This window comes from Paenibacillus sp. UNC496MF, from assembly GCF_900113915.1.
Lineage (GTDB): Bacteria > Bacillota > Bacilli > Paenibacillales > Paenibacillaceae > Paenibacillus_Z > Paenibacillus_Z artemisiicola.
Genome location: NZ_FORE01000006.1, coordinates 563113 through 584902 on the forward strand (window position 1 = coordinate 563113; position 21790 = coordinate 584902).

Below are 21790 nucleotides of genomic sequence, written 5' to 3' on the forward strand. Positions count from 1 at the left end.
TTACTTGATCCCCGTAAGGGTCAGCCCTTTCACGAATTGTTTCTGGAAGATCAGGAACACGATAATGACCGGAATCATAATGAGTACGGCGGCCGACATGACGACGTTGTAGTTTACGGTATGGCGGCTGTTGAAGAAAACGAGCGCCAGAGGAACGGTCATTTTGCTCTCGTCGTTCAGAACGATTAAAGGCCACAAATAATTGTTCCAGGCTCCCATGAAGGTAAAGATGCCGAGCGCCGAAAGCACCGGCGTAATCTGGGGAAGAATGAGCGACGCGTAGGTCCTCGTTTCGGAAGCGCCGTCTATCCGCGACGCTTCGATCAGGTCCTTCGGAATGCCTTCGATAAACTGCTTGCACAAGTAAATGCCGAACGCGCCCACCAGGGACGGAATGACGATCGCGGCGAGATGATTGATCAGGCCGAGCCTCGATATAATCAGGTAGATCGGAATCATCACGACTTGAAACGGGACCATCATCGTGGCCATGATGACGACCAGTATCGTCTTCGAGCCGCGGAAATGGAACTTCGCGAAGATGTAGCCCGCGAGCGAGCTGGAGAAGAGCAAGCCGATCGTGATGATGGCCGACGTGATGACGCTGTTCATGAACCACCGCATAAACGGCGCTTCTTGGAGAACGGTGCGATAGCCCTCCACGGTAGGATTTTCCGGAACGAGCGCGGTCGGATTCATCATAATTTCCATATTGCTCTTAACGGATAAGAGCGCCATCCATAGATAAGGAATAAACATGAGGGCGGAGGCGATAAGCATCGTTGTAAACAAAAGAATGTACGGAATATCCAGTTTTTTGCTCTTCATACGAATCCCCCTAATATTCCCACTGGACGCGGCCCAGCCGAAGCTGTATGAGCGTGACGATCAGGATCATGACCAACAGGACGAAGGCGATCGCGGAAGCGTAACCCATATTCATATAGGAGAAAGCGTTGTTGAAGATGTCGAGGGCGAGCACGCTGGTCTGATTCATGGGACCGCCGTTGGTCATGATCTGGAACTGCGGGAACATTTGAAAATACGAAATGCTGGTCATAATGACGACGAATACGGAAGTCCGGCTGAGCAGCGGCAGCGTGACGCTCGCGAACGAACGCCAGGGCCCCGCGCCGTCCAGCTTGGCCGCTTCGTAGAACATGTCGGGGATGGAATCGAGGCCCGCCCCGAACAAGATGATGTTATAGCCGATATCCGCCCACAGGGTCATCATAATGATGGATATCATCGCCATGGAAGGATCGTTCAGCCAATTGACCGCGTCCAGTCCGATTCGCTCCAGCACGATATTGAACAAGCCTTCGTTTTGCTTGAGCATGGCGGTCCAGATCAGGGCGGATCCCGACAGAGGCGCGATGCACGGCAGAAAAAAGAAGGTGCGGAACACGTTCCTCCATAAACGGCTGCGTATGCCCTTAATGCCCAGAGCTACCGCGAGCGTAAGGACGAGATTGACCGGAATCGCGATCAGAACGAACTTAAACGTATTCTTGAAGGAAATGAGGAAGATTTCGTTATGAAGCATCTGCTTGAAATTAGCGAAGCCGACGAAAGGCGAATTCGCGTTCAGCGGGCTGTAATTATAGAACATGAGCAGGATTCCCCATACGATAGGGACGACCGAAAATACCGCGAATATAATCAGAATGGGCGTCAGGGAGAACGCGATAAACCGCCTCTCGGCCGACTTCCGGTTGGACTTTATGTTCATGGGCCTTCCCCCCGTCACTTATGCCGCGCGAGCATTTCGTTGACCGAATCCGTTATCGTCCTTAAAGCGTCCTGCGCGGCGAGCTTGCCGGAAACGACGGCGTAGAAGTTGTCGGATACGGTCTTGAACCAGAAATCGCGGTCGCCGACCGGTCCGATCCACTTGCCGTATTCGAGCGAATCCAGCGAAGCCTTCATTAACGCCACCCGGCCGGTAAAATCGGGGTCCGCGGCTACCGCTTTATTGGCCGGCACGGTAAACGTCGCCAAGTTCCACATTTTCGCCTGCTCCGGATCCGCCGTGAACCGGATGAAGTCGAGCGCCTCCCGCGGATGCCCGCTCGCTTTGGATACGACCTCGCCCCAACCGGATTCCGCGGCGAAGACGGGCGCATCTCCGGCAAAGGGAGGGATCGGCATATAATCGAAGTCGTTCACGCCGAAGGTACCCGTGCCCTCCGCGATGACCCAGGGACCGGCCATCGTCATGGCCGAATTTCCTTTGAAGAAGGTCATATAAGGCTCTTCGTCGGTGCCGAATAACGTCATATCGCTTATTTTTCCGGCAAGGATCATATCGCTCATCGCCGCGAACGCTTTTTCGGCTTCCGGCGTATTGAAGTCGACGTCGTTGTCTTCGGTCCAATAGTTTCCGCCCTGCTGCAGGATCATGGCGAGGAACAGGAAATTAATCGCGTCGGTCGACGTAAAGTCAAAGCCGCGGACCGCGATTTTATTCCCGTCCCGGACGGTCAGTTTCCCCGCTGCGTCCATCAATTCGGCCCACGTTTTCGGCGGATAGGCGATTCCGCTATCGTCGAACATTTTTTTATGGGCCAGCGCGCCGTTATTCTCGATATTATATTCGTGAGGGATGCCGTACAGCTTGCCCTCGTACGTATATCCTCCGAGCGGAGCGTCGTAGATATCGTTCTTGACCGAATCGTCTTCCAGCGCCAGGAGATGGCCGTTCTTCGCGTAATCCGTGACCCAGGTGCCGAACATTTGGGCGACGTCCGGCGGCGTATTCGAGGCATAGGCCGCTTTCAGCTTCTGGATAAAAATATCGTAAGGGAAATATTGGTAGTTAATCGTGACGTTCGGCTTCGCTTTTTTATACGCCTCGATCCATTTCTTGTTGGCCTCGACGAAAGAAGGCGTATCCATCGTCCACCAGGTCAGCGTAACCGGACCGTCCGAGCCGGAATCGCCGCCGCCGGGCTCGGCGGAACGGCCGGATTCTCCTGCAGGGCTTCCCGGATTTGCCGCGTTGTTGCCCGAGCAGCCCGCCAGCAGCAGGATCGAGGCCAGCATGAAAGCCAAAATACCGGATTTCTTCATCTTATAACCCCTCCCATTTTTTTGATAATCGTTACGGCTCAGCCTTTCGTGCCCGAAAGCGCGATGCCTTCGACGAAATAGCGCTGCGAGACGCTAAAGACGAGAATCATCGGCAGGATCGCGAGCAGCGATCCCGCCATAAGCAGCGGGTAGTCGGTCAAATACTGCCCCTGAAGGGAAGCCAGGCCCGCGGAGAGCGGCATCTTCTCCGGGGAGCTGTTGACGATCAGCGGCCACATCAAATCGTTCCAGGACCAGAGCGCGGTCATGATGGCCAGCGCGATCAGGCCCGGTTTGGCCAGCGGCAGCAAAATCCGGAAGTAGATTCGGAAATGGTTGCAGCCGTCGATTTTCGCGGCCTCCTCCAGTTCTTTAGGCATCGATTGGAAAAATTGGCGGAGCAGGAAGGTGCCGAAAGCGCTTGTAAGTCCCGGTACGATTAAGGCGGTCAACGTGTTCAGCCATTCGAATTTGACCATGATTAAATATTGCGGGATCAGATAGGCCTGGTTCGGCACCATGAGAACGGATAGCAGCAGGATGAACAGTACGTTTTTTAGCGGAAAGTCGATGCGGGCGAACGCGTACGCGGCAAGCGAGCAGAAGACCAGCTGCCCGAACGTCTTCGCGACCGTCGTCATGACGGTATTCCAATAGAAGGCGAGAAAAGGAAGCGTGTCGAAAACGCCGGCATAATTGCGCCACTGGATGGCCTTCGGAAAGATGACCGGCGGAATGCGGGTCGCTTCCCCCATCGTCTTCACCGACGTAAGCACCATCCAGACGAACGGAACGGTCATGACAAGCGCTCCGGCGAGGAGTACGAGATGCGTTGCGGCGAGCTTCATACGGAAACGCTTTTGCGTAGGCATGGCTTGGCCCCCTATTCGTAATGGACCCATTTCTTCTGGAAAATAAATTGGACGACGGTAACAAGCAAGATGATCACGAACAACAGCAGGGCAATGGCCGTCGCGTAGCCTTTATCGTTATCGAGGAACGCCGTCTGGTAGAAGTAATAGACTATCGTTTGCGTCGCGTCGATGGCAATGCTGTTCGGTCCGATCATCATGAAGATCAATTCGAATACTTGAAGCGAGCCGATCAGCGAAGTGATGGTCAGAAAGAAGAAAGTAGGCGTCAGAAGCGGCAGCGTGATGCGGAACAGCCTCGTCATCGTGCTCGCCCCGTCTATGGAAGCCGCTTCGTAGAAGGTCGAGGAGATTCCCTGAAGCCCAGAAATGAGAATGATCATGTTATACCCGATGCCGCCCCATACGGACACGACGGCTATGGAATACAGCGCGATCGACGGGTCGGATACCCAACCGGGCCGCAGATCGGTGAAGAACCCCAGCGCATAGTTGAGCAGTCCGAAGTCGGCGTTATACAGCCATTTCCACACCATGGCCACGGCCGCCGGCATCGTCACCACCGGCAGGAAATACAGCGTACGGTATATCGGAATCCCGCGGATTTTCTGGTTCAATAAAATCGCGACGATCGTGGAGAGCATCAGACTGACCGGCACCGTGCAGATCGTGAACACCACCGTATTCTTCAAAGAAAGCCATAATTCCGGATCGCTTGCCATGCGCCGATAGTTTTCCGTACCCGTCCACTCGTAATTCCCGAACGCGTCCCACTTCGTAAAGCCGAGATAGAGCGTTTGAATGAGCGGCCAAATACTGAAAACGGCGGTACCGATCATGGTCGGGGCGATCATAAGATAGGCCCAGAAATAATCGTTGCGGCGCAGCCTGCCCATCCCCGTCCTCTTCGTTTGTTTCAGGGGGATGGCCGATTGCGTCGGGGCATTCGATCCTAAGGCGTTCATTCCCATTCCTCCTAATGGCGGCACCGGCCGCCCGGGCGGCCGGTACCGCGGCTTGATGCACAGGCTAACGCCGCTCTTCCGCCAGCACCTTGTTGCCTGCTTCGTTCACCATCTTGGCGGCTTCCTCGACGGAAATTTCGCCGGCCCACGCTCTCTTGAAATAATCGATTTCGAACTGCTGCCACTTGCGCGTCTCGAGAGAGATCGGATAAGGCACGGCGTATTTCGCGGCGTCCACGAATACCTGCAGGTCGAAGGCCGAATTCGATTCCACGAACGGGGCCTGCGTTCCGTTGAACGCCGGTATGACCGCTCCCGATGCGGCTTGAATATCGGCCGCTTCCTTCGATCCGAGAAATTTCGAGAAGAGCCATGCTTCTTCGGGATGCTTCGCGTTCGCCGCGATAACGTTGCCCAGCCCGTTGATGACGGTGGCTCTCTTCTTGCCTTGCGGCAGCGGAGCGACGTCGACTTTGTCCTTCGTATATTCGTTCTGCGAGAATTCGATCTGGTTCCAGGAGCCGGCGGTAATCATGGCCGCCTTGCCCGATTCGAACAGCACGTTGACCGTGTTGTCCGTCATTTGCTGAAGCGACGGAGACACCTTGTACTTCAGCACGAGATCGTTCAGGAACCGCATCGCTTCGATGGTCGCGGGCTCGCCGTAGCCGAGCGATTTTTTGTCCTCGGAAATGACGTACCCTTCGTTCTGGAATATAAAATTGTAGCCGAGCTGCTGCTGCGAATCGATCGGAGCGGCAAAACCGAAGATGCCCTTCGCGGGATCCGTCAGCTGTTTGGATACCTCCACCAGCTTGTTCCAGTCCCACGTGTCGTCCGGATACGGAACGCCGGCCTTGTCGAACAGCTCTTTGTTATACCATAAGCCGATCGTATCGAAGTCCTTCGGGAACGAATACACCTTCCCGTCGAACGTGTACAGATCGATAAGCGCTTGCGGGTAATTCGCCATATCGACCTGATCGGCCGCGATTTTATCGCTGATCGGGGCGAGCTGGCCGTTGCTGGCATACTTCAGGAAGTTGGCCGGGTTCATCCAGAATAGGTCGGGAAGGCTCTTGCCCGCCGCGGCCGTTTCGAGCTTGGTCCAGTATTGGTCGAACGGCGTCACTTCCACCGTTACCGAAATATTCGGATTCGCTTCGTTGAATTTCCGGATGATTTCCTGCATGGCGGGCTCCTGGTTTTTATCCCAGATCGCGTAGCGCAGCTTCACCTTGTCGCCGGAGCCGGCGCCCGCATTCGCGCCTCCCGCGTTGCCCTCCTCCGCGCCGGAACCGCCGGAGCAGGCGGTCAGAACGACCATCAACGCAACCATCAGTAAGGAAAACAGCTTTTTCATATGAATCCCCCTCAATCGATTTTAAGGCCGAGTTCATGGCTGCCGCGGTTTCGATGATGTACTAGGCTCGCTCGGTACGATTTGAAGACATGCGTCGATCTATCTATGAGATGCAAGCCATAAAAGCGGAGCGTCGTCTGCTTATGGCTTAAGGCGGGAAGTACGCTTCGCGCGAAGCGGATGGAGGCGAGGAATGAATGCGCAAAGACCGTTTACCAGGCCGCTACGACGCCGTCGGAGCGCGGTTCCGTCGCGCCGGCCAGCACGCCTTCTTTGTTCCGGAGAATGATTTGTCCTTTGCCGAACGTATATTGATCGACGGCCCACTGAATATCGTGCCCCATTCGCAGCAGGGAGAGGCCGGCGGGCTCGGCGAATCCGCGTTCCAGCTTTACCGTTCTGCCGTGAAGCCACTGCCACCTCGGCGCATCCAGCGCGGCCTGGGGGGAGAATCCGAAATCGGCGAGGCTGGACACGACCTGAACATGCCCTTGAGGCTGCATATAACCGCCCATGACGCCGAAAGGACCGACGGCCTCGCCGTTCCGGGTGATGAAGCCGGGAATGAGCGTATGGTACGACTTTTTGCCCGGCTCCAGGCAATTGGCGTCGGCCGGATCGAGCGAGAAGCCGGAGCCGCGGTTCTGCAGCGCGATTCCCGTTCCCGGAACGACCACGCCCGAACCGAATCCGTCGGCGTTGCTCTGAATGAAGGACACCATGTTGCCGTCCCCGTCGGCGGCGCACAGATAGATGGTATCGCTTCTCGGCAATCGCCCGGGCAGCGGCAGAAGCGCTTCCTTCCCGATCAGCTTCCTTCTCTCTTCCGCATACGAGTCCGACAGCAATTCCCGAACGGAAATCTTCATGTGCTCCGGGTCGGTGATATACGCCTTCCCGTCCGCGAAAGCCAATTTGATCGCTTCGATCTGCTTGTGGTAATAGGAGGCAAGATCCCGCTCGCTCCGGTCGAAGCCCTTTAACAGGTTCAGCGCGATCAAGGGAACCAGCCCCTGCCCGTTCGGCGGCAGCTCCCAAATATCGTACCCGCGGTAGTTGACCGAAATCGGGTCGACCCACTGAGGAGCGTAAGCCTCCAGATCGCTCTTGCGGATAAAGCCGCCTTGTTTCCGGGAATAATGATCGATTCGGTCGGCCAAATCGCCTTCGTAGAAGGCCCGCGCTCCCGTCTCCGCGATGGCCGCGAGCGAACGGGCATGGTCTTGCGACCGCCATACTTCGCCGGCTTCCGGCGCCCTTCCTTCCGGCGCGTAAACGCGGAACCATTCTTCGAACTCCTCTCCCTGCAGTTGCTCCGCGTACCGGTCGTAATACCGCTTCCATTCGCGTGCCAGGTCGGGCGCGACCGGGCAGCCTTCAGCCGCATAGGAGATGGCGGGACGGAGAAGCTCGGAGAACGGGAGTTTTCCGAATCTTTCCGACAAGGCCGCCCATGATGCCGGGACACCCGGCACCGTCACGGGCAGCCAACCGACCGCCGGCATGCGCTTGTGCCCAAGCGCTTTCACGGCGTCTGCCGAGATGCCCGCGGGAGCAGAACCGCTTCCATTCAGGCCGTGCAGCTTGCCGTCCATGTAGACGATGGCGAACGCGTCTCCTCCCAAGCCGTTGGAAGTCGGCTCCGCGACGATCATGCAGGCCGCCGCCGCGATCGCCGCATCAACGGCGTTCCCGCCTTTCTTCAGCATATCGAGGCCGGCTTGCGCCGCCGCCGATTGCGAAGTAGCGACCATGCCGTTCTTTCCGTACAGCGTCATCCGTTTGGACGGATAAGGGTGATGCATGGCGTCAAACTTCATGGAGGAGGCCTCCCGTCCCGGAGCCTAGATCCTTCAGCCGGCTTACGAATTCGTCCATCGCCACGGTCTTGCCCGTAAGTCTCGATTCTTCCGCGGCGAATACGATGAGGTGGCTGCCGGCGGATTCCATCCCCGAAGAGATTCCCGCCGGTTGCCGATCCTCGACCTGCCGGACGAAGCTTTGCATGATCATCGTATCGGCTCCGCCGTGCCCGCCTTCGACTTCCCGGGGGCGAATCGTTTCCCGCCGGCCGTCGAAAGAAACGATTTCGATCTCGTTTTTGCCGGTGTGGCCTCTGAGCTCGCCTTTCGTGCCCATAATCTTGAAGGAGCGGCTGACGTCATGCGTGAAGGCCGTCATGGTGAACGCAACCGTCACCTCGTTGTCGAACAGCAAATTAACGACCTGATGGTCGACGACGTCGTTATCGCATCTGTACACGCAGCGTCCGTAAGGACCGTCCTGCAGCGCTTTCAAGCGCGCTTCGACGCTGTTCGTCAGGCTGATGACTCTCGCGGGCCATGTATCCTGATCGGTCAAATACAATCTCAGCGCGGAATAATCGCATTCATGCTCGACCCGACAGCCGTCCGTGCATCTGGCGGTCGATCCTTCCGGAGCGTTCTCTTCTTTGAAATAAGAGAGCGAGCCGTAAGACGATACGCTGGTCACGCGGCTTCCGATCAACCACTGAAGCATATCCATGTCGTGGCAGCTCTTCTGCAGCAGCATCGGACTCGATTCGGCCGAATTCCGCCAGTTCCCCCGGACGAAGCTGTGCGCTTGATGCCAGTACCCGACGTTCTCGGTCCACTGAACCGTCATCGTTCGGCCGATCCGGCCTTCCTCCAACAGCTTCTTGACCGCGCTGTAGAAGGTCGAGTACCGCGAGACGTGGCACACGGTGAGAATCCGCTTCCGCCGTTCCGCCTCCTCCGCCATCCGGATCGTCTCCAGCGGGTCGGGAGACATCGGCTTCTCCAGAAGAATGTCGTAACCCGCTTCCAGCGCCTTCATCGTCGGACGGAAATGATCCCTGTCCTGCGTGCAGATCAGAAGCGCTTCGCAAATCCGCGGCTCCTCGAGCAGCTCCTCCCAGGAGGCGAATTGCCTATCCTCGGGAATCCGATGCTCGGCGGCAAATCGCCGTCTGCGCTCTTCGTTCGGTTCCGCCACGGCGACGAATTGAATGTCGAGCGGTCTTCTTAACGCATACGAAGCGTAGGCGAACATCCCTCTGCTGCCCGCGCCAAGCAAAGCTGCTTTAATCACGGTTTCTCACCTCACCCGATATGATCGTTTCGAGATCGTTATTTCAATTTTCTGATAATAGTGCCGCTTTCTTGGGAACGATACGCCTCGCGGCCGGCAACGAAGGTCGAGATCAGATTCAGCTCTTGGTCCAGGATTAGAAAGTCGGCGTCTTTTCCGGCCTCCAGGGCGCCTTTACGGCGATCCATGCGGATTTGACGGGCGGGTACCCGGGTTAAAGACGGGAGAATGCGCTCCATCGGCAGGCCGGTAAAGGACATGGCGTTCTTCAGCGCCTGAAGCATCGTCAGCGAGCTGCCCGCCAGGCTCGAGCCGTCCTTCAAATAAATCCGGCCGCCCGTCATGACCACCCGGCCGTAATCGCCGTCCGGCAATCCGCAGCAGGCGACCGCGTCCGTAATCATGCACACGTTCATCGGCGATTTGACGTCGAACAGCAATTTCACCGCCGCCGGGTGCACGTGAATGCCGTCCGCGATAAGCTCCGTCGTAAGCTCGGGACGCGTCAGCCCCGCGCCGGCAAGACCCGGCTCCCGGTGATGCAGCGGGCTCATGCCGTTAAAATGGTGAGTCGTATGGCTCACGCCCCATGCGATTGCCTCCGCGGCCTGCTCGTAGGTCGCGTCCGAATGGCCGGCGGATACGGTCACTCCGCGTTCGGCGAAATAACGGACGGCCTCCCGTCCTCCCTCCGCCTCGGGCGCCAGCGTGACGAGCTTGATCCGCTGCCCGGCGGACCGCATGAATCTCTCGATCTCGCCGAGGTCGGGAGGACGGATGTCGTCCTTGCTCTGCGCCCCGCTTCGCTTGACGTTCAAGAACGGCCCTTCCAGATGGATGCCGAGGAGCTCGGCGCCGGACACGCCTCTTCGCATCGCGTCGGCGGCGGCCTCCAGCGCCTTCGTGATCCTCTCGTTCGATGCCGTTGCGGTCGTCGCCAGAAAGGACGTCGTTCCGTGCCGGGCATGAAACCGGCTGATCCCGTCCAGATCCTCGTACGTTCCCTCCATCGCGTTAAATCCGTTCCCGCCGTGGACGTGCACGTCGATAAAGCCCGGCACGATCTTCAGCCCCTCGGCGTCAAAAACCGGGATGTCGTCCCCGTATACCGTATCGGGACCGCCAACGTCCCCGATCCTTCCTTCCCCGTCGACCAGGATCCTCCCCCGCTTGATGATTCCGTCGGGCGCGTAAATGTCGGCATTGATCCATAACGCGGGCTTCCGATCGCCGTTCGCCATCCCCGTCCTCCTTTCCCTACTCGCCCCCCCGGCCGATCGCGTAATGAACGCCGCCGTACAATCCGGCGCTATCCCCGAGCGCGGCGGCGACGACAGCCGGCTTGACTTCAAACCTATACTTGCCGTAAATCGCTTCCCGAAGCGGTCCGAGCAGCAGCTCGCCCGCGGCGGCCGCCCCGCCGCCGACGATAATCATCTCCGGATTGAGCAGGTAAACGGCGGTCGTTAATTTGCTGCCGAGCGTCGCTCCGACAAACCGAAAGATGTCCGCCGCGGCGGAATCGCCGGCCATAGCCGCCAGATAGACGTCGCGGGCGGTGATCCGGCCGTCCGGCGAATGAAGAAGCGGGATCCTCCCATTCGCCGCCGCCTCGGCGCCCAAGCGGGCGATGCCGGTAGCCGAAGCGATCGTTTCGAGGCAGCCGTATCCGCCGCAATTGCAGCGCGCATGATAGCCGGGAACCTGATCATGCCCGAGCTCGCCCGCGAACCCGCGATGTCCTTCCCACATTTTGCCGTCCACCATGACGGCCGCCGCCATCCCGGTGCCGAGCGTGACGCCGATGACGCTCCCGCTCCCTTTGGCCGCTCCGGCCATCGCTTCGCCCAGCATAAAGATCCGCACGTCGTTGTCGATGTACACCGGGACGCCGAGCCTTTCCGACATTTCCGCGGCGACCGGCACGTTCGCCCAGGCGAGATTCGACGCGGCCAGCGCGATGCCGTTAACCGGATCGACCCTGCCCGGCACTCCCATGCCCACCGCGGCCAATTTCGCTCCTGGCGCATGTTCTCCGATCAGCCGGAAAATCCGTTCCGCGAGTTCGTCCAAAAAGGGGATCGGACGGTCCGTCTTGCCCGGGTAATGCGGCAGCGAAGTGACGAACGACCGTTTCGCCCGCAAGGCCAGCTCTTGATCGAACAATCCGATGGCCGTGTTCGTGCCGCCGATATCCACGCCGATATGTACCTGGTTCATCATGCCGCGCGGCGCTTAACGGAGATCGGGAATGTAAGGCTTATCGGCCTCGTACAGCTCGTCGAACATGCTCTTGATCTCGGCCGGCGAGCAGACGGCGGCGCTGAGCGGATCGATCAGCAGCGCATGATAGGCCATCTCCCTGCTGTTCTCCAGCACCGCGTTTACCGCCAGGTCGAAGAAGGCCATATTGCTGCGACATAAAGCGGCCAAGTGCTCGGGCAGCCGGCCGAACGCGGTAGGCTGCACGCCGTTTCGGTCTACCAGGCAGGCGACCTCGACGATGCCGTCCGCCGGGAGGTTGTCGATCAGGCCGCCGTTCGGCACGTTTCCGTAGATGATCTTCGGCTCGTTCTTCAGCATGCCCTCGATAATGACAGCCGCGTATTCGCTGCTGGACTCCAGAGACAGCTCCCGCGTTCCCTCCACCTTGGCGAGGAGCTCTTCGTCGAGCCTGCTCCGCCGGTTCGGCCAATTGCTCGCGTAAAAGCCGGTACCGCCGAGATAGCCTTCGCCGCAGTGCAGGTCGATCAAATCCTGGCGCTTGCGGTAATAGGGCAAATATTCGGAGAAATGCCCGCTCGATTCCGAGACGAAGGCCCCCGCATATTTCATGAAGTCGAGCCTTACCGGGTCCTTGGCCAGCAGCTCGGGCGTCTCCGCCTTCGCCTTAAGCCCGGGATACAGGTCCTTCCCGTCCCGGCTGAGCTCCACGAACCAGGACATGTGGTTGATGCCGCCTGCCCGCCACTTCAGCTCCCCGTACGGGACATCCAGATAATCCGCCAGCTGCCTGGACGTATTCTGGATGGAATGGCACAGCCCGACCACGGGAATATCCGCGGATTTGACGGTAGCGAGCGTAACGGCCGACATCGGATTCGTGTAGTTCAGGATTTGCGCGTCCGGACACAGCTCCCCGATATCCTTCAGAATGTCCAGCCATGCGGGCACCGTCCGCAAAATCTTGAACAGGCCGCCCGGCCCCATCGTATCGCCGATACACTGCTTCACGCCGTATTTGAGCGGAATTTCGAACTCGTTGCGGACGGTCTGCAGCCCGGCAACCTCAATCTGATTGATGACGAACCGGCTGCCGGCGATCACGTCCCTGCGGTTAACGGAGGCTGACACCTTAAACCGCTTCCCCATCAATTGGACGACGCGTTCCGTCAGCTTGCGGGCGATCTCCAGCCGCTCCGCGTCGAGGTCGACCAGCGCGAATTCGCCTTCCTCCAGCCCCTCGATATTCAACATGTCGATCACCAGCTTTTCCGTAAAAAAGCTGCCTGCGCCTATAATCGCGACTTTCGTCATTCCATCGCCACCTTCCCCGGTTTTTCCGGCCGCTGCGCCGCGATGAGCGCTCTCGCTTGCCGGACATCCAGCGCTCCGCCGGTTCCGCCGATCTCCTGCGCGGAGAGCGCGCCGCACGCATTGCCGAAGATCAGCTGTTCCCGCCGCGGCTCTCCTTCCAAAAAGCTGTAAATCAGCCCTGCGTTAAACGAATCCCCGGCTCCCGTCGTATCGACCGCCTTAACGGCAAAACCGGGCTCATGCAGCCATTCTCCTTCCGGCGTCAGCATCCGCGCTCCCCGCTTGCCGCACTTGACCGCGACGCTCCCGCGCCGCTTCGGCAGCGCTTCGGCCAATTCGTCCAGATCGGAACAGCCGTAGATGCGCAGCGCTTCTTCCTCGCTCGGGACGAACAGATCCGTCACGGGCAGCAGCCCGTCGATGAGCGGACGCCGCCAATTCTCTTCCGGATCCCATCCGGCGTCGAAGCTGGTCGTGATGCCGCACGCCTTCGCTTGCGCGAATAAAGCAGCCCACTCCCGCTGCATGCCGAGCTGCAGATAGAAGGAACCGAAATGCAGATGATCGGCCCGCTCCATCATCGAGTCGGGCATGATCGGCACGGCCAGCTTGGGGATGGCCCCCATGAAGGTCAGCAGGGCGCGGTCCGACGGCGTAGAGAGGGAGACGGTCACTCCCGTCTTCTCCCGCGGATCGGTTCGCACATGCTCTACGTTGACGCCAAAGCGCTTCAGCCGCTCGATGCAATACTTGCCGAAATCGTCATCGCCGACCACGGATACGAAGCAGACGTTCAGTCCGAGCTGCGAAAGCCGGCATGCCGTAATGGCGGAAGACGAGCCGAGCGTAATCGAGAAATCGTCTACGAACTTCTCCTTGTTGGGCTCCGGATGAATGCGGCTTCCCGAGATGATTGCGTCGACGTTTAATTCTCCCAGTACATAGACCGTTTTGGCCATCTTCCCATCTCTCCCGCTCGATACGAGTACGATGCATAATGCAGCGTTTCGAACGGGCCTTTACAACCGGCTGACCGCGACCCGTTCGCAAAGCGCCTTGATATCCGCTTGGCGGACGTCGCCCGTCGCCTCCGACAAAGCGTTGGCCGCCCCGACGGCCGCCGCGAACCGCAGCGCGCCGGAGTCGTCCGCGCCCCTCCGCCAAGCGACGACCAATCCGGCGACGAAGGCGTCGCCGCTGCCGACCGGATTGACCGCCTTCAGCCGCGGCGGCTTCGCCCGGTAAAGCCGGCCGCCCAGCATTGCCGCGCAGCCTTCCGAGCCCAGGGAAACGATCGTATGCCGAACCCCCCGCCGCCGCAAATCATCCGCCAGCGCCGCCAGCCCCTCTTCCGAGAAGCGGTCCGCTCCCGTTAGCTGCAGAAACTCCTCTTCGTTCGGCTTGATGGCGTAAGGCCCGGCAAGCATGCCTGACCGAAGGGCCTCCCCGCTCGAATCGAGCACGACGCGGGCGCCCCGCGACGAGGCGATCTCGACCAGCCGGCCGCAATAATCCGGCGGGCATTTCCCGGGAAGGCTTCCCGAAACGATCATCCACGTCTCCGGCGCGGCTAGCTCCCGGATCCGGTCCAGCAGCGCCGCCATCTCCTCTTCCGTCACCTCGGGACCGGGCTCCAGCACCTCGGTCGAGGATCCGTCGGACGGATCGATCAGATTGAGGCAGCTTCTCGTCTCCCCCGCAATGGAAGCGAAGCGGCCCGAAATGCCGTCCTGCTCGAGCTTCTTCGCGATCCACTCGCCGTTCCGGCCGCCCAGAAATCCGGTCGCCGCGACCTCCTCGCCGAGCTGGCGGACGACCCGGGCCACGTTCAGCCCTTTGCCGCCGGCGCTGGCATGCGCGGACACCGCGCGCTGCACGCGGCCGAGCGCCAGCTGCGGGACGCATATTCTCCTGTCCACCGAAGGGTTTAGCGTTACCGTAACGATCACGCCGTCACCTTCCCGCTTTGCCCGCGGATCCGCATAATTCCATCTTCCGCTTGACGAACCGCTTCGTCGCTTCCTTGGCCGGCTTCATGTATTGCCGGGGATCGTTCTCGTCCGGATTCCGGTCCAGCACGGCCTTAATCGCTTCCGTAAACACCATCCGCAGCTCGGTCGCGATATTCATCTTCGCCATGCCCGATCCGATGCATCTGCGCACCTGGTCGTCGGGGATGCCGGAGCCCCCGTGAAGGACGAGAGGCGCCCGGGTGAGCCCGGCAATCAAGCCGATCCGGTCGAAATCGATATTCGGGCCGCCTTTGTAAATGCCGTGCGCAGTCCCGATCGCCGGCGCGAGCGTATGAACGCCGGTCCGTTCCACGAACAGGGCGCATTCCTCGGGGTCCGCCAGCATGGCCTCGTCTTCCCCGACGGAAACTCCGTCCTCCACGCCGCCGATTTTGCCGAGCTCCGCCTCCGCGTTAATGCCCACCGCGTCCGCCAATTCGACGACTTTGCGCGTCTGACGCACGTTCTCCTCGAAAGGATGCATCGAAGCGTCGATCATCACGGAGGTATAGCCCGCTCTCACGCATCTGGCGATGATGTCGAAATCGCTGCAGTGGTCCAGATGAAGAACGATCGGAACCGAGACGAGCTCGGCCGCCGTCTTCGCGGCGGCGGCGATATAGGTCGCCCCGAGATGCTTCACCGTTCCCGTCGTCGACTGCAGGATGACCGGGGACTTCGATTCTTCGGCCGCTTCCGCCACCGCCTGAAGCATCTCCAGCGTGTGGACGTTAAAGGCCGGCACGCAATACCCTTCCAATCTCGCTTGGCGGAGAATGGACGTCGATGATACGAGCGACACGTCTCTCCCCCTCCCTACAAGACGACGACTTGCGTCAAATTTTTGGGATGGTCCGGATTAAGCCCCAGCTTGACGGCCGTGAACGTGCCGTAATATTGAAGCAGCGGCAGGTAGAGAATGCTGCGGGCTTCGTCGGAGACGTCCGGCAGCCCTACCTCCAGCACCTGGTCGGCGAACGCGGTGTCCGGGCCGGCGGATGCGGCAATAAGTACGATATAAGCGCCGTAATCCTTCATCTCCGCCGCCACCTTCAGCTCCTGTTCGCGCGCCTGCTCGGACAGCAGCACGACGATGCAGGTGCCTTCGTCCGCGATCGCCTTCGGCCCGTGCCGGAATTCCAACGTACCGAAGCTTTCCGTCCATACGTTGGACATCTCCTTCAGCTTGAGGCAGCCCTCCTGGGCAATCCCGAACAAAGCGCCCATGCCGAGAAAGATCGTTTTGTTGAACGAAGCCGACCGCACGATGCCGGAAGCCAGCGCCTTCGCCTTATCGACGACCGCGCCTACCTCGCCGACGGTCCGCTCCAGCTCCTGGATATATTTCGCCTGACCCGATGCCGAAGCGATCGCGGTTTGCGCGGCCGTCACCATGCTGCTTAACGATTTGGTCATCACCGTGCTGCGCTCTTTGCCCTTCTCGGAGACGAGGCACGGAGCCAGCTTCGCCATTTCGCTGTCCGCGTAGCAGGTCACCCCCGCCGTCTTCCAGCCGGTTACCGTTTGCGCCGCTTTAAGGGCGAGCAGCACCTCCGTCGATTCGCCCGAGCGGGAGACGCCGAACACGACGGCCGTCCGTTCTTCCACCGCGGATTGCTTTCGAACCAGCAGCAGGTCCGACGACGGAAGACTGATCGCGGGGCGTCCGAGCCACGCCCGGTAAACGGCCGCCATCGTCTGCGCCTGGTAGTAAGAGGAGCCCGACCCGATAAAGATCGCCTGCTCGCCGCCCTTCCGAACGTATTTCTCCACCCAGCCGCCGGATTGAAGCGCGGAACGGAACGCCGTCTCGACGGCTTCCGCCTGCTCCCCGATTTCCTTGTACGTTAACGTTTCTTCCGCCCGTAACGCCGCTTCTTTCGAATCCTGTTCCTCCGTCCGTTGCTTCGATTCCATGACTTCACCTCCTGGTGATTTCTTTCGCCAACGACATAAAAATGATTGACAAGAACAATGTACCACCATAATTTGATCGTGTAAATCAAAATATTCAGTTTTTATTCATAAAACAAAAAAATATTTAAAAAATAGATTCTTCGCGCAAAAATTTGCTCGAGACGCAAAAAAACGATTTCATAAACCTCACGAAACATGGTAGGATGATAATCATGTTTGCGCATTTTTCAAATGGAGGTACGATATGAGCAAAATAGATGCAAGACGGGGTTGGATTTTGGAGCAGCTCAAGGATAAAGGATCGATTCAGGTCGCCGAGGTCGTGAAGCAGTTTTCCGTCTCCGAAGCGACGGTCCGCCGCGATCTCGAGGTGCTGGAGAACGAGAAGAAATGCATTCGCACGCTTGGCGGCGCCGTGCTCGAAATTATGAAGATGGAAACGCCGTTCTTTAAGAAATTGGAGATCAACGCGGAGGAGAAGAAGCAAGTCGCGGAAAAAGCGCTCGGCCTGATCCGGGACCACGATATCATCGGCTTGACCGGCGGCACGACGAATTATTTCATAGCCAAACGGCTGGATCAGTTCGAGGGGCTGACGATCGTAACGAACGCGATCAATATCGCGTACGAGCTTATCGGCAAGCCGGGGCTGCGGCTTATCGTGACGGGGGGGACGATCAATACGCAAAGTTACGAGCTGTCCGGACCGCTCGCCGACGGCACGCTGAACCGGCTCAGCATTCAAAAAACGTTCGTGGGCGTCGACGGCATCTCCCTTTCGAGGGGGATCACCACGTTCAACGAAATGGAGGCGGAAACGAACCGGGTCATGATGCAAAAATCGCTTCAGAACTATATCGTCGCCGACCATACGAAATTCAACAACAGCTCCCTCTTCGTGATCAACGATTTCGGAAGCGTGAACGGGATCATTACGGATGACGGCGTCTCGCCCGAAATCGTCCGCCGTTACCGGGAAGCGGGCATTTCGTTCAATTGATGAGCTCTCGAACCCGCGCGGGCGCGCTGCCCCCCGGGCGGAAAGCGGCGCGCAGCGGCGCGCGGTGACATCCGTTGCGCCGGATCGCGTCAAAGCCGGACACAGAAGCCGCTATTTGAGTCATAGGCGCTTTTTGGAGAGTTTCGCGGACACACGTTCCGTTATCGGTGCTTACCACTGACTTATAGCCGCCTTTTTCGGTAAATAACGGCTCCTGTGGCCGCCAAAATCCGAAATCGCCGCTTTTCGGCGAATTAGCGGATCTCCTGTCCGCGCAGCTCGCCCGCCGCCCCCGGTCGCGCTTGCCGAAGGCCAAAAAAGGCCCTCGATGTCCGCGTTTCGTGGATATCGAGAGCCTTTGGCATGGTTGGTCCGAAAGCGGCGGTGTGCGCGCAAGGATTGTCATAACCCGTTCGCACCGAGTGCAGCGTTATGGGGCAGGGGGCTGGGTTCGTCGCGCCCAATATGGAGCCCCCCTCGCGGCAGGCTTCACCGCAGCACCGTCGGCCACGCCGCCTCGGCCCTGGCCCCAAGCACAGCCTCCGCCACCGGCTTGCCGCACCGGCACGCCGCCTCGGCCTTGGCCGCAGGCGCAGCCTCCGCCACCGGCTTGCCGCACCGGCACGCCGCCTCCGCGGCCGAGTCCCGCCGGCCAGACGCTCCCGCCGCCTACGAACTTAGCAGCTTCATCACGCGGATGCCCGTCCCGTTGCTGCGCGCATCCTTCGTGCCCGTGCAGCGGATCGTCACCTGCTGGAGCTTGCGCTCCGGCTGGAACGGGAACGACACGAGAATCGGCCGGTACGCCAGCGGGCACCATTCGTCGAACACGTTCACTTCCGCGAAGCTCTCGCCGCCGTCGAGCGAATACTCGAGGATGCCGCTGTCCGGCCCGTGCAGCAGCACGATGCCCGCGCGTCGCCCCGCGATCGCGAACGACAGCCGCTCCCGCTTGCCGCCCGCGGCCGCCAGATGCGCCGTCGCGAAGCGCCAGTTCATGAGCGGATCGTCGGGGCCGAGCTCGGCGGGCGCGAAGCCTTCCGCGAGGACGCCCTGTCCGACGTCCGCCATGGTCGCGAACTCGTAATTGCGCGCGTCGAGCGGCACCGGCAGCTCGTCCGCCGGCCGCGTATCCACGCCGCCATCGGCCGGCTCACCGCTGCCGCCGACGCCTGCCGCCGTCTCCGTCTTCGGCGGCAGGGCCAGGCCCGCGCGTTCCTCGGCCTCCCGGATCGCGGCCGCGGAAGCCGCTTGCCCGGGCGCCGGCACGACGGCGGCGTTCGGAATCTCCGCCGGCACCAGCACCGGATCATGGCCGCGCTCGCCGGCTTCGGCCGCTTCCGCCACCGCCGTCACCGCCTGCTCCAGAAAAGCGTTCGCGTACGACGCGTACAGCGCGTGCCCCTCGTCGTTCGGATGAACGCGGTCCGGCGCCAGCGCCTCCCACGTCGTCTCGCCCGCGCGGATCAGATCCCGGACGCCGCCCGCGAAGCTGACGGACGGAATGCCGTAATGCGCGGCGACTTCTTCATGGACCGCGATATTGAACGGCACCCCGTCGGTCAGGTTCTTGTCCGCGGCCGTGTAGACGAAGACCAGCTCCGTCTCCGGCGACAGCCGGCGGCACTGCCGCACGATGCCTTCCATGCCGCGGATCGACTCGTCGCGGTCCTCCCCGTCGTTGACGCTGAACTCCACGAACAGCAGATCGACCGGGCCATGGTCCAGCGCATGCGCCCGCAGCCGGTGCGCGCCGAACGTCGACGTCGTCCCGCCGACCCCCGCATTGATGAACGTCCACGCCGAGTCCCCGAAGCGTTCGCGCAAAAACCGGCCGTTCAGCGCCCGCCAGCTCGTCTCGTCCGTCACGGAAGCGCCCGCGCCCTCCGTGATGGAGCCGCCCAAATACGCGACCGCCGCGGGCTCGCCCCGCAGCAGCTTGGCCGCGAAGCGCGGCAGCCCTTCCCGCAGCTTGCTATGTGCTGCATCCAATTTCGTCATGCGCTCACGTCCTTTCGTATGAACGAGCCCTTCCGAAGCCGATCGAACGGGCTCGCCGTCTTCCAAGGCGGCGCGCCTCTCGCCGGACGCGCGGCGCCTCCCTTCATTACCCTCGCCGGGCGAGAACGAATTGCCCGCCGTCCGCATTCGTCGGCTCCCGCGGTCCCCGCCCTTCGGCTCCTGCACCTCCCGCGGCCCCGCCCCGGGGCGCCCCGGGGCAGGCGAAAGGCGCTCTGGCTCGCCAGAACGCCTTGCCCTTGCCTATCGCGTTACCGCTTATTTTTGGTTGGAGGAATCATACGCTTTTTGCAGGATCTCGAGGTAGCGGTCCAGCTTCAGATCCTTCAAGCCTTTCACGTACGCGTCCCAGTCTTTGTCCAGGTCCTTGTTGCCCGTGATGAATTGCAGCTCGTTTTGCTCGATGTAGTTCTTGATGTTCGTTTGCAGCATGCTTGCTTCGTCCATTTCGGACGGATCGATCCAGACGGACCACGCCGGGAACAACTCCTGCGGCTCTTTGCCTTGATACAGCAGCGTCGCGTTGTACAGACGGCGCTCGTAGCCCGTCGAGTCGTAGATGTCGGTCGACTGCACGAAGCTGTCGCGGTATTCTTTCGGCATGTAGAAGTGAGCGACGCCGCTCCAGCCCGCGTTATGCGGCGCTTCCCCTTCTTTGCCCGGAATCGGTTTGAATTGCGCCTTCACGCCTTCGCCCAGCGCGACGTCGTCCGGACCCGGCTTCTCCCAGTCGATGCCTTCCATGCCCGACGCGCCGTTCGTTTGGCCTTCCGGCGTGAACATGTAGTCGACGAGCTTGATGAGGGCGATTTGCGCGTCCTTGCTGGCTTTGTTCGTGATGACGAATTTCGCGCCCGGCGCCACGCCGCCGGCGTCATGCGTCGCGTACTGCGCATGCGGGCCTTGGAGCGGCGGAACCGGGTTGTAGTCCTTGGAATACTTGTTGCCCTTGTCGATGTTGACGAAGATGGCCGGGTGCATGCCGGCGCCGGCGCCGAGAATTTGGGCGTCCGCGTTCTCGCCGATTTTCTTGAACGCTTCGGCGTTTTGCGTGAACGCGCCCGGGTCGATCAGCTTCTCGTCGTACAGCGATTTGATGTACTTCAGGCCTTCCTTCCACTCCGGCTTGACCGCGGCGGATTCCACTTTGCCGCCCGTCAGGTTCAGGTAGTTGCGGTCGTCGTCGTACACGAAGCCGTTCATCAGGAACGGAACGACGCGCACGCCGAAATCTTCGGTGGAGCCGCTCAGCGGCACTTCGTCGGCTTTGCCGTTGCCGTTCGGGTCCTTCGTCTTGAACGCTTCGAGCACTTTCTTGAAGTCGTCGGTCGTCTTCGGCATTTGCAGGCCGAGCTTATCGAGCCACGTCGTGTTCAGCCACATTTTGTTCGGGTACGAGCAGTGGAAGCACTGCGCATAGGCCACGAGGCCGTAAATGTTGCCGTCCGGCGCGGTATTAAACGCTTTCATTTCCGGGTCTTTTTCAAGCGCGGCCTTGATGTTCGGCGCGTATTGGTCGATCAGGTCGTTCAGCGGCAGGAGCACGCCTTGCTTGCCGTACTTCAGCACGTCGGCCTGCGAGAATTGGTCGATGTACGCCGGCAGCATGTACGCGTCCGGATAGTCGCCGCTCGCGAGCGAGATTTGGCGCTTCTCTTTCGCGCCGTCGGACGGGTTCAGCTCCCAGTTGATCTTCATGTTGAATTTGTCTTCGACGAACGCCGTGAATTTATTGGTCGGCAGGTCGATGCCCGTTTCCTGGATGGAGAAGATTTTGACCGGTACCGGGTCGGCCTTCGTCTCGCCGCTGCCGCCGTTGTCGGCCGCTTGCGCCGCGTTGCCGCCGTTGCCCGCGTTCGCCGCGTTATCCGCCGTGTTGGAATTGCCTCCGTTATGGCTTCCGCACGCCGCCAGGATCATGCAGCAGACGGCGAGAATGG

General features: G+C 60.1%; 18 protein-coding genes. 1 reads left to right on the plus strand and 17 read right to left on the minus strand.

The features are described from left to right. The 15 genes from BMZ79_RS11075 to BMZ79_RS11145 all read right to left on the minus strand — a co-directional run bounded on the left by BMZ79_RS11075 (position 1) and on the right by BMZ79_RS11145 (position 16831). Complete coding sequence (locus BMZ79_RS11075) at positions 1-828, minus strand: carbohydrate ABC transporter permease (protein ID WP_090639736.1); 828 nt, start codon at positions 826-828, stop codon at positions 1-3. 10 nt (positions 829-838) lie between these two features. Next, positions 839-1732, minus strand: coding sequence for a carbohydrate ABC transporter permease (locus BMZ79_RS11080; RefSeq protein WP_090639737.1), 894 nt, complete (start codon positions 1730-1732; stop codon positions 839-841). A gap of 14 nt (positions 1733-1746) precedes the next feature. Next, a complete protein-coding gene (locus BMZ79_RS11085; protein ID WP_090639740.1) occupies positions 1747-3072 on the minus strand; it encodes an ABC transporter substrate-binding protein in 1326 nt (441 codons plus the stop codon). Between the two features lie 38 nt (positions 3073-3110). Next, the gene (locus BMZ79_RS11090) at positions 3111-3944 is read right to left on the minus strand and encodes a carbohydrate ABC transporter permease (RefSeq protein ID WP_090639743.1); all 834 of its coding nucleotides are present in this window, start codon (positions 3942-3944) and stop codon (positions 3111-3113) included. An 11-nt stretch (positions 3945-3955) separates the two neighbouring features. Beyond that, positions 3956-4909: a carbohydrate ABC transporter permease gene (locus tag BMZ79_RS11095; RefSeq protein ID WP_256252658.1), complete on the minus strand. Its 954-nt coding sequence runs from the start codon at positions 4907-4909 to the stop codon at positions 3956-3958. 64 nt (positions 4910-4973) lie between these two features. Further along, entirely contained in the window at positions 4974-6248 is a 1275-nt protein-coding gene (locus BMZ79_RS11100; protein ID WP_256252660.1) for an ABC transporter substrate-binding protein, read from the minus strand. Between the two features lie 236 nt (positions 6249-6484). Continuing rightward, positions 6485-8092 (minus strand): gamma-glutamyltransferase family protein, encoded by a 1608-nt coding sequence (locus BMZ79_RS11105; protein WP_090639750.1) that lies wholly within the window; start codon positions 8090-8092, stop codon positions 6485-6487. Further along, entirely contained in the window at positions 8082-9365 is a 1284-nt protein-coding gene (locus BMZ79_RS11110; RefSeq protein WP_090639752.1) for a Gfo/Idh/MocA family protein, read from the minus strand. Before BMZ79_RS11110 ends, BMZ79_RS11105 begins: the two co-directional genes overlap by 11 nt. A gap of 38 nt (positions 9366-9403) precedes the next feature. Beyond that, positions 9404-10606, minus strand: a complete 1203-nt coding sequence (gene nagA / locus BMZ79_RS11115) for an N-acetylglucosamine-6-phosphate deacetylase (RefSeq protein WP_090639755.1) — start codon at positions 10604-10606, stop codon at positions 9404-9406. A 16-nt stretch (positions 10607-10622) separates the two neighbouring features. Beyond that, a complete protein-coding gene (locus tag BMZ79_RS11120; protein WP_090639757.1) occupies positions 10623-11588 on the minus strand; it encodes an ROK family protein in 966 nt (321 codons plus the stop codon). A gap of 12 nt (positions 11589-11600) precedes the next feature. After that, positions 11601-12902, minus strand: coding sequence for an alpha-galactosidase (gene melA / locus BMZ79_RS11125; protein WP_090639759.1), 1302 nt, complete (start codon positions 12900-12902; stop codon positions 11601-11603). Beyond that, complete coding sequence (locus tag BMZ79_RS11130; protein WP_090639761.1) at positions 12899-13861, minus strand: carbohydrate kinase family protein; 963 nt, start codon at positions 13859-13861, stop codon at positions 12899-12901. The genes melA and BMZ79_RS11130 overlap by 4 nt, the downstream gene beginning before the upstream one ends. A gap of 60 nt (positions 13862-13921) precedes the next feature. Continuing rightward, entirely contained in the window at positions 13922-14851 is a 930-nt protein-coding gene (pfkB, locus tag BMZ79_RS11135; protein ID WP_090639762.1) for a 1-phosphofructokinase, read from the minus strand. Between the two features lie 4 nt (positions 14852-14855). After that, complete coding sequence (locus tag BMZ79_RS11140; protein ID WP_090639765.1) at positions 14856-15716, minus strand: class II fructose-bisphosphate aldolase; 861 nt, start codon at positions 15714-15716, stop codon at positions 14856-14858. Positions 15717-15730: 14 nt separating this feature from the next. Further along, on the minus strand, positions 15731-16831 hold the full coding sequence (locus tag BMZ79_RS11145) for an SIS domain-containing protein (RefSeq protein ID WP_090639766.1): 1101 nt from the start codon (positions 16829-16831) through the stop codon (positions 15731-15733). 244 nt (positions 16832-17075) lie between these two features. On the opposite strand from BMZ79_RS11145, the gene BMZ79_RS11150 reads away from it, so the two are divergent. Continuing rightward, a complete protein-coding gene (locus BMZ79_RS11150; protein ID WP_090639769.1) occupies positions 17076-17831 on the plus strand; it encodes a DeoR/GlpR family DNA-binding transcription regulator in 756 nt (251 codons plus the stop codon). Between the two features lie 669 nt (positions 17832-18500). Here BMZ79_RS11150 and BMZ79_RS11155 read toward each other — a convergent pair. Continuing rightward, positions 18501-19832 (minus strand): SGNH/GDSL hydrolase family protein, encoded by a 1332-nt coding sequence (locus BMZ79_RS11155; RefSeq protein ID WP_177222104.1) that lies wholly within the window; start codon positions 19830-19832, stop codon positions 18501-18503. Positions 19833-20108: 276 nt separating this feature from the next. Next, complete coding sequence (locus BMZ79_RS11160; protein WP_090640203.1) at positions 20109-21770, minus strand: type 2 periplasmic-binding domain-containing protein; 1662 nt, start codon at positions 21768-21770, stop codon at positions 20109-20111. Between the last annotated feature and the right edge of the window lie 20 nt (positions 21771-21790).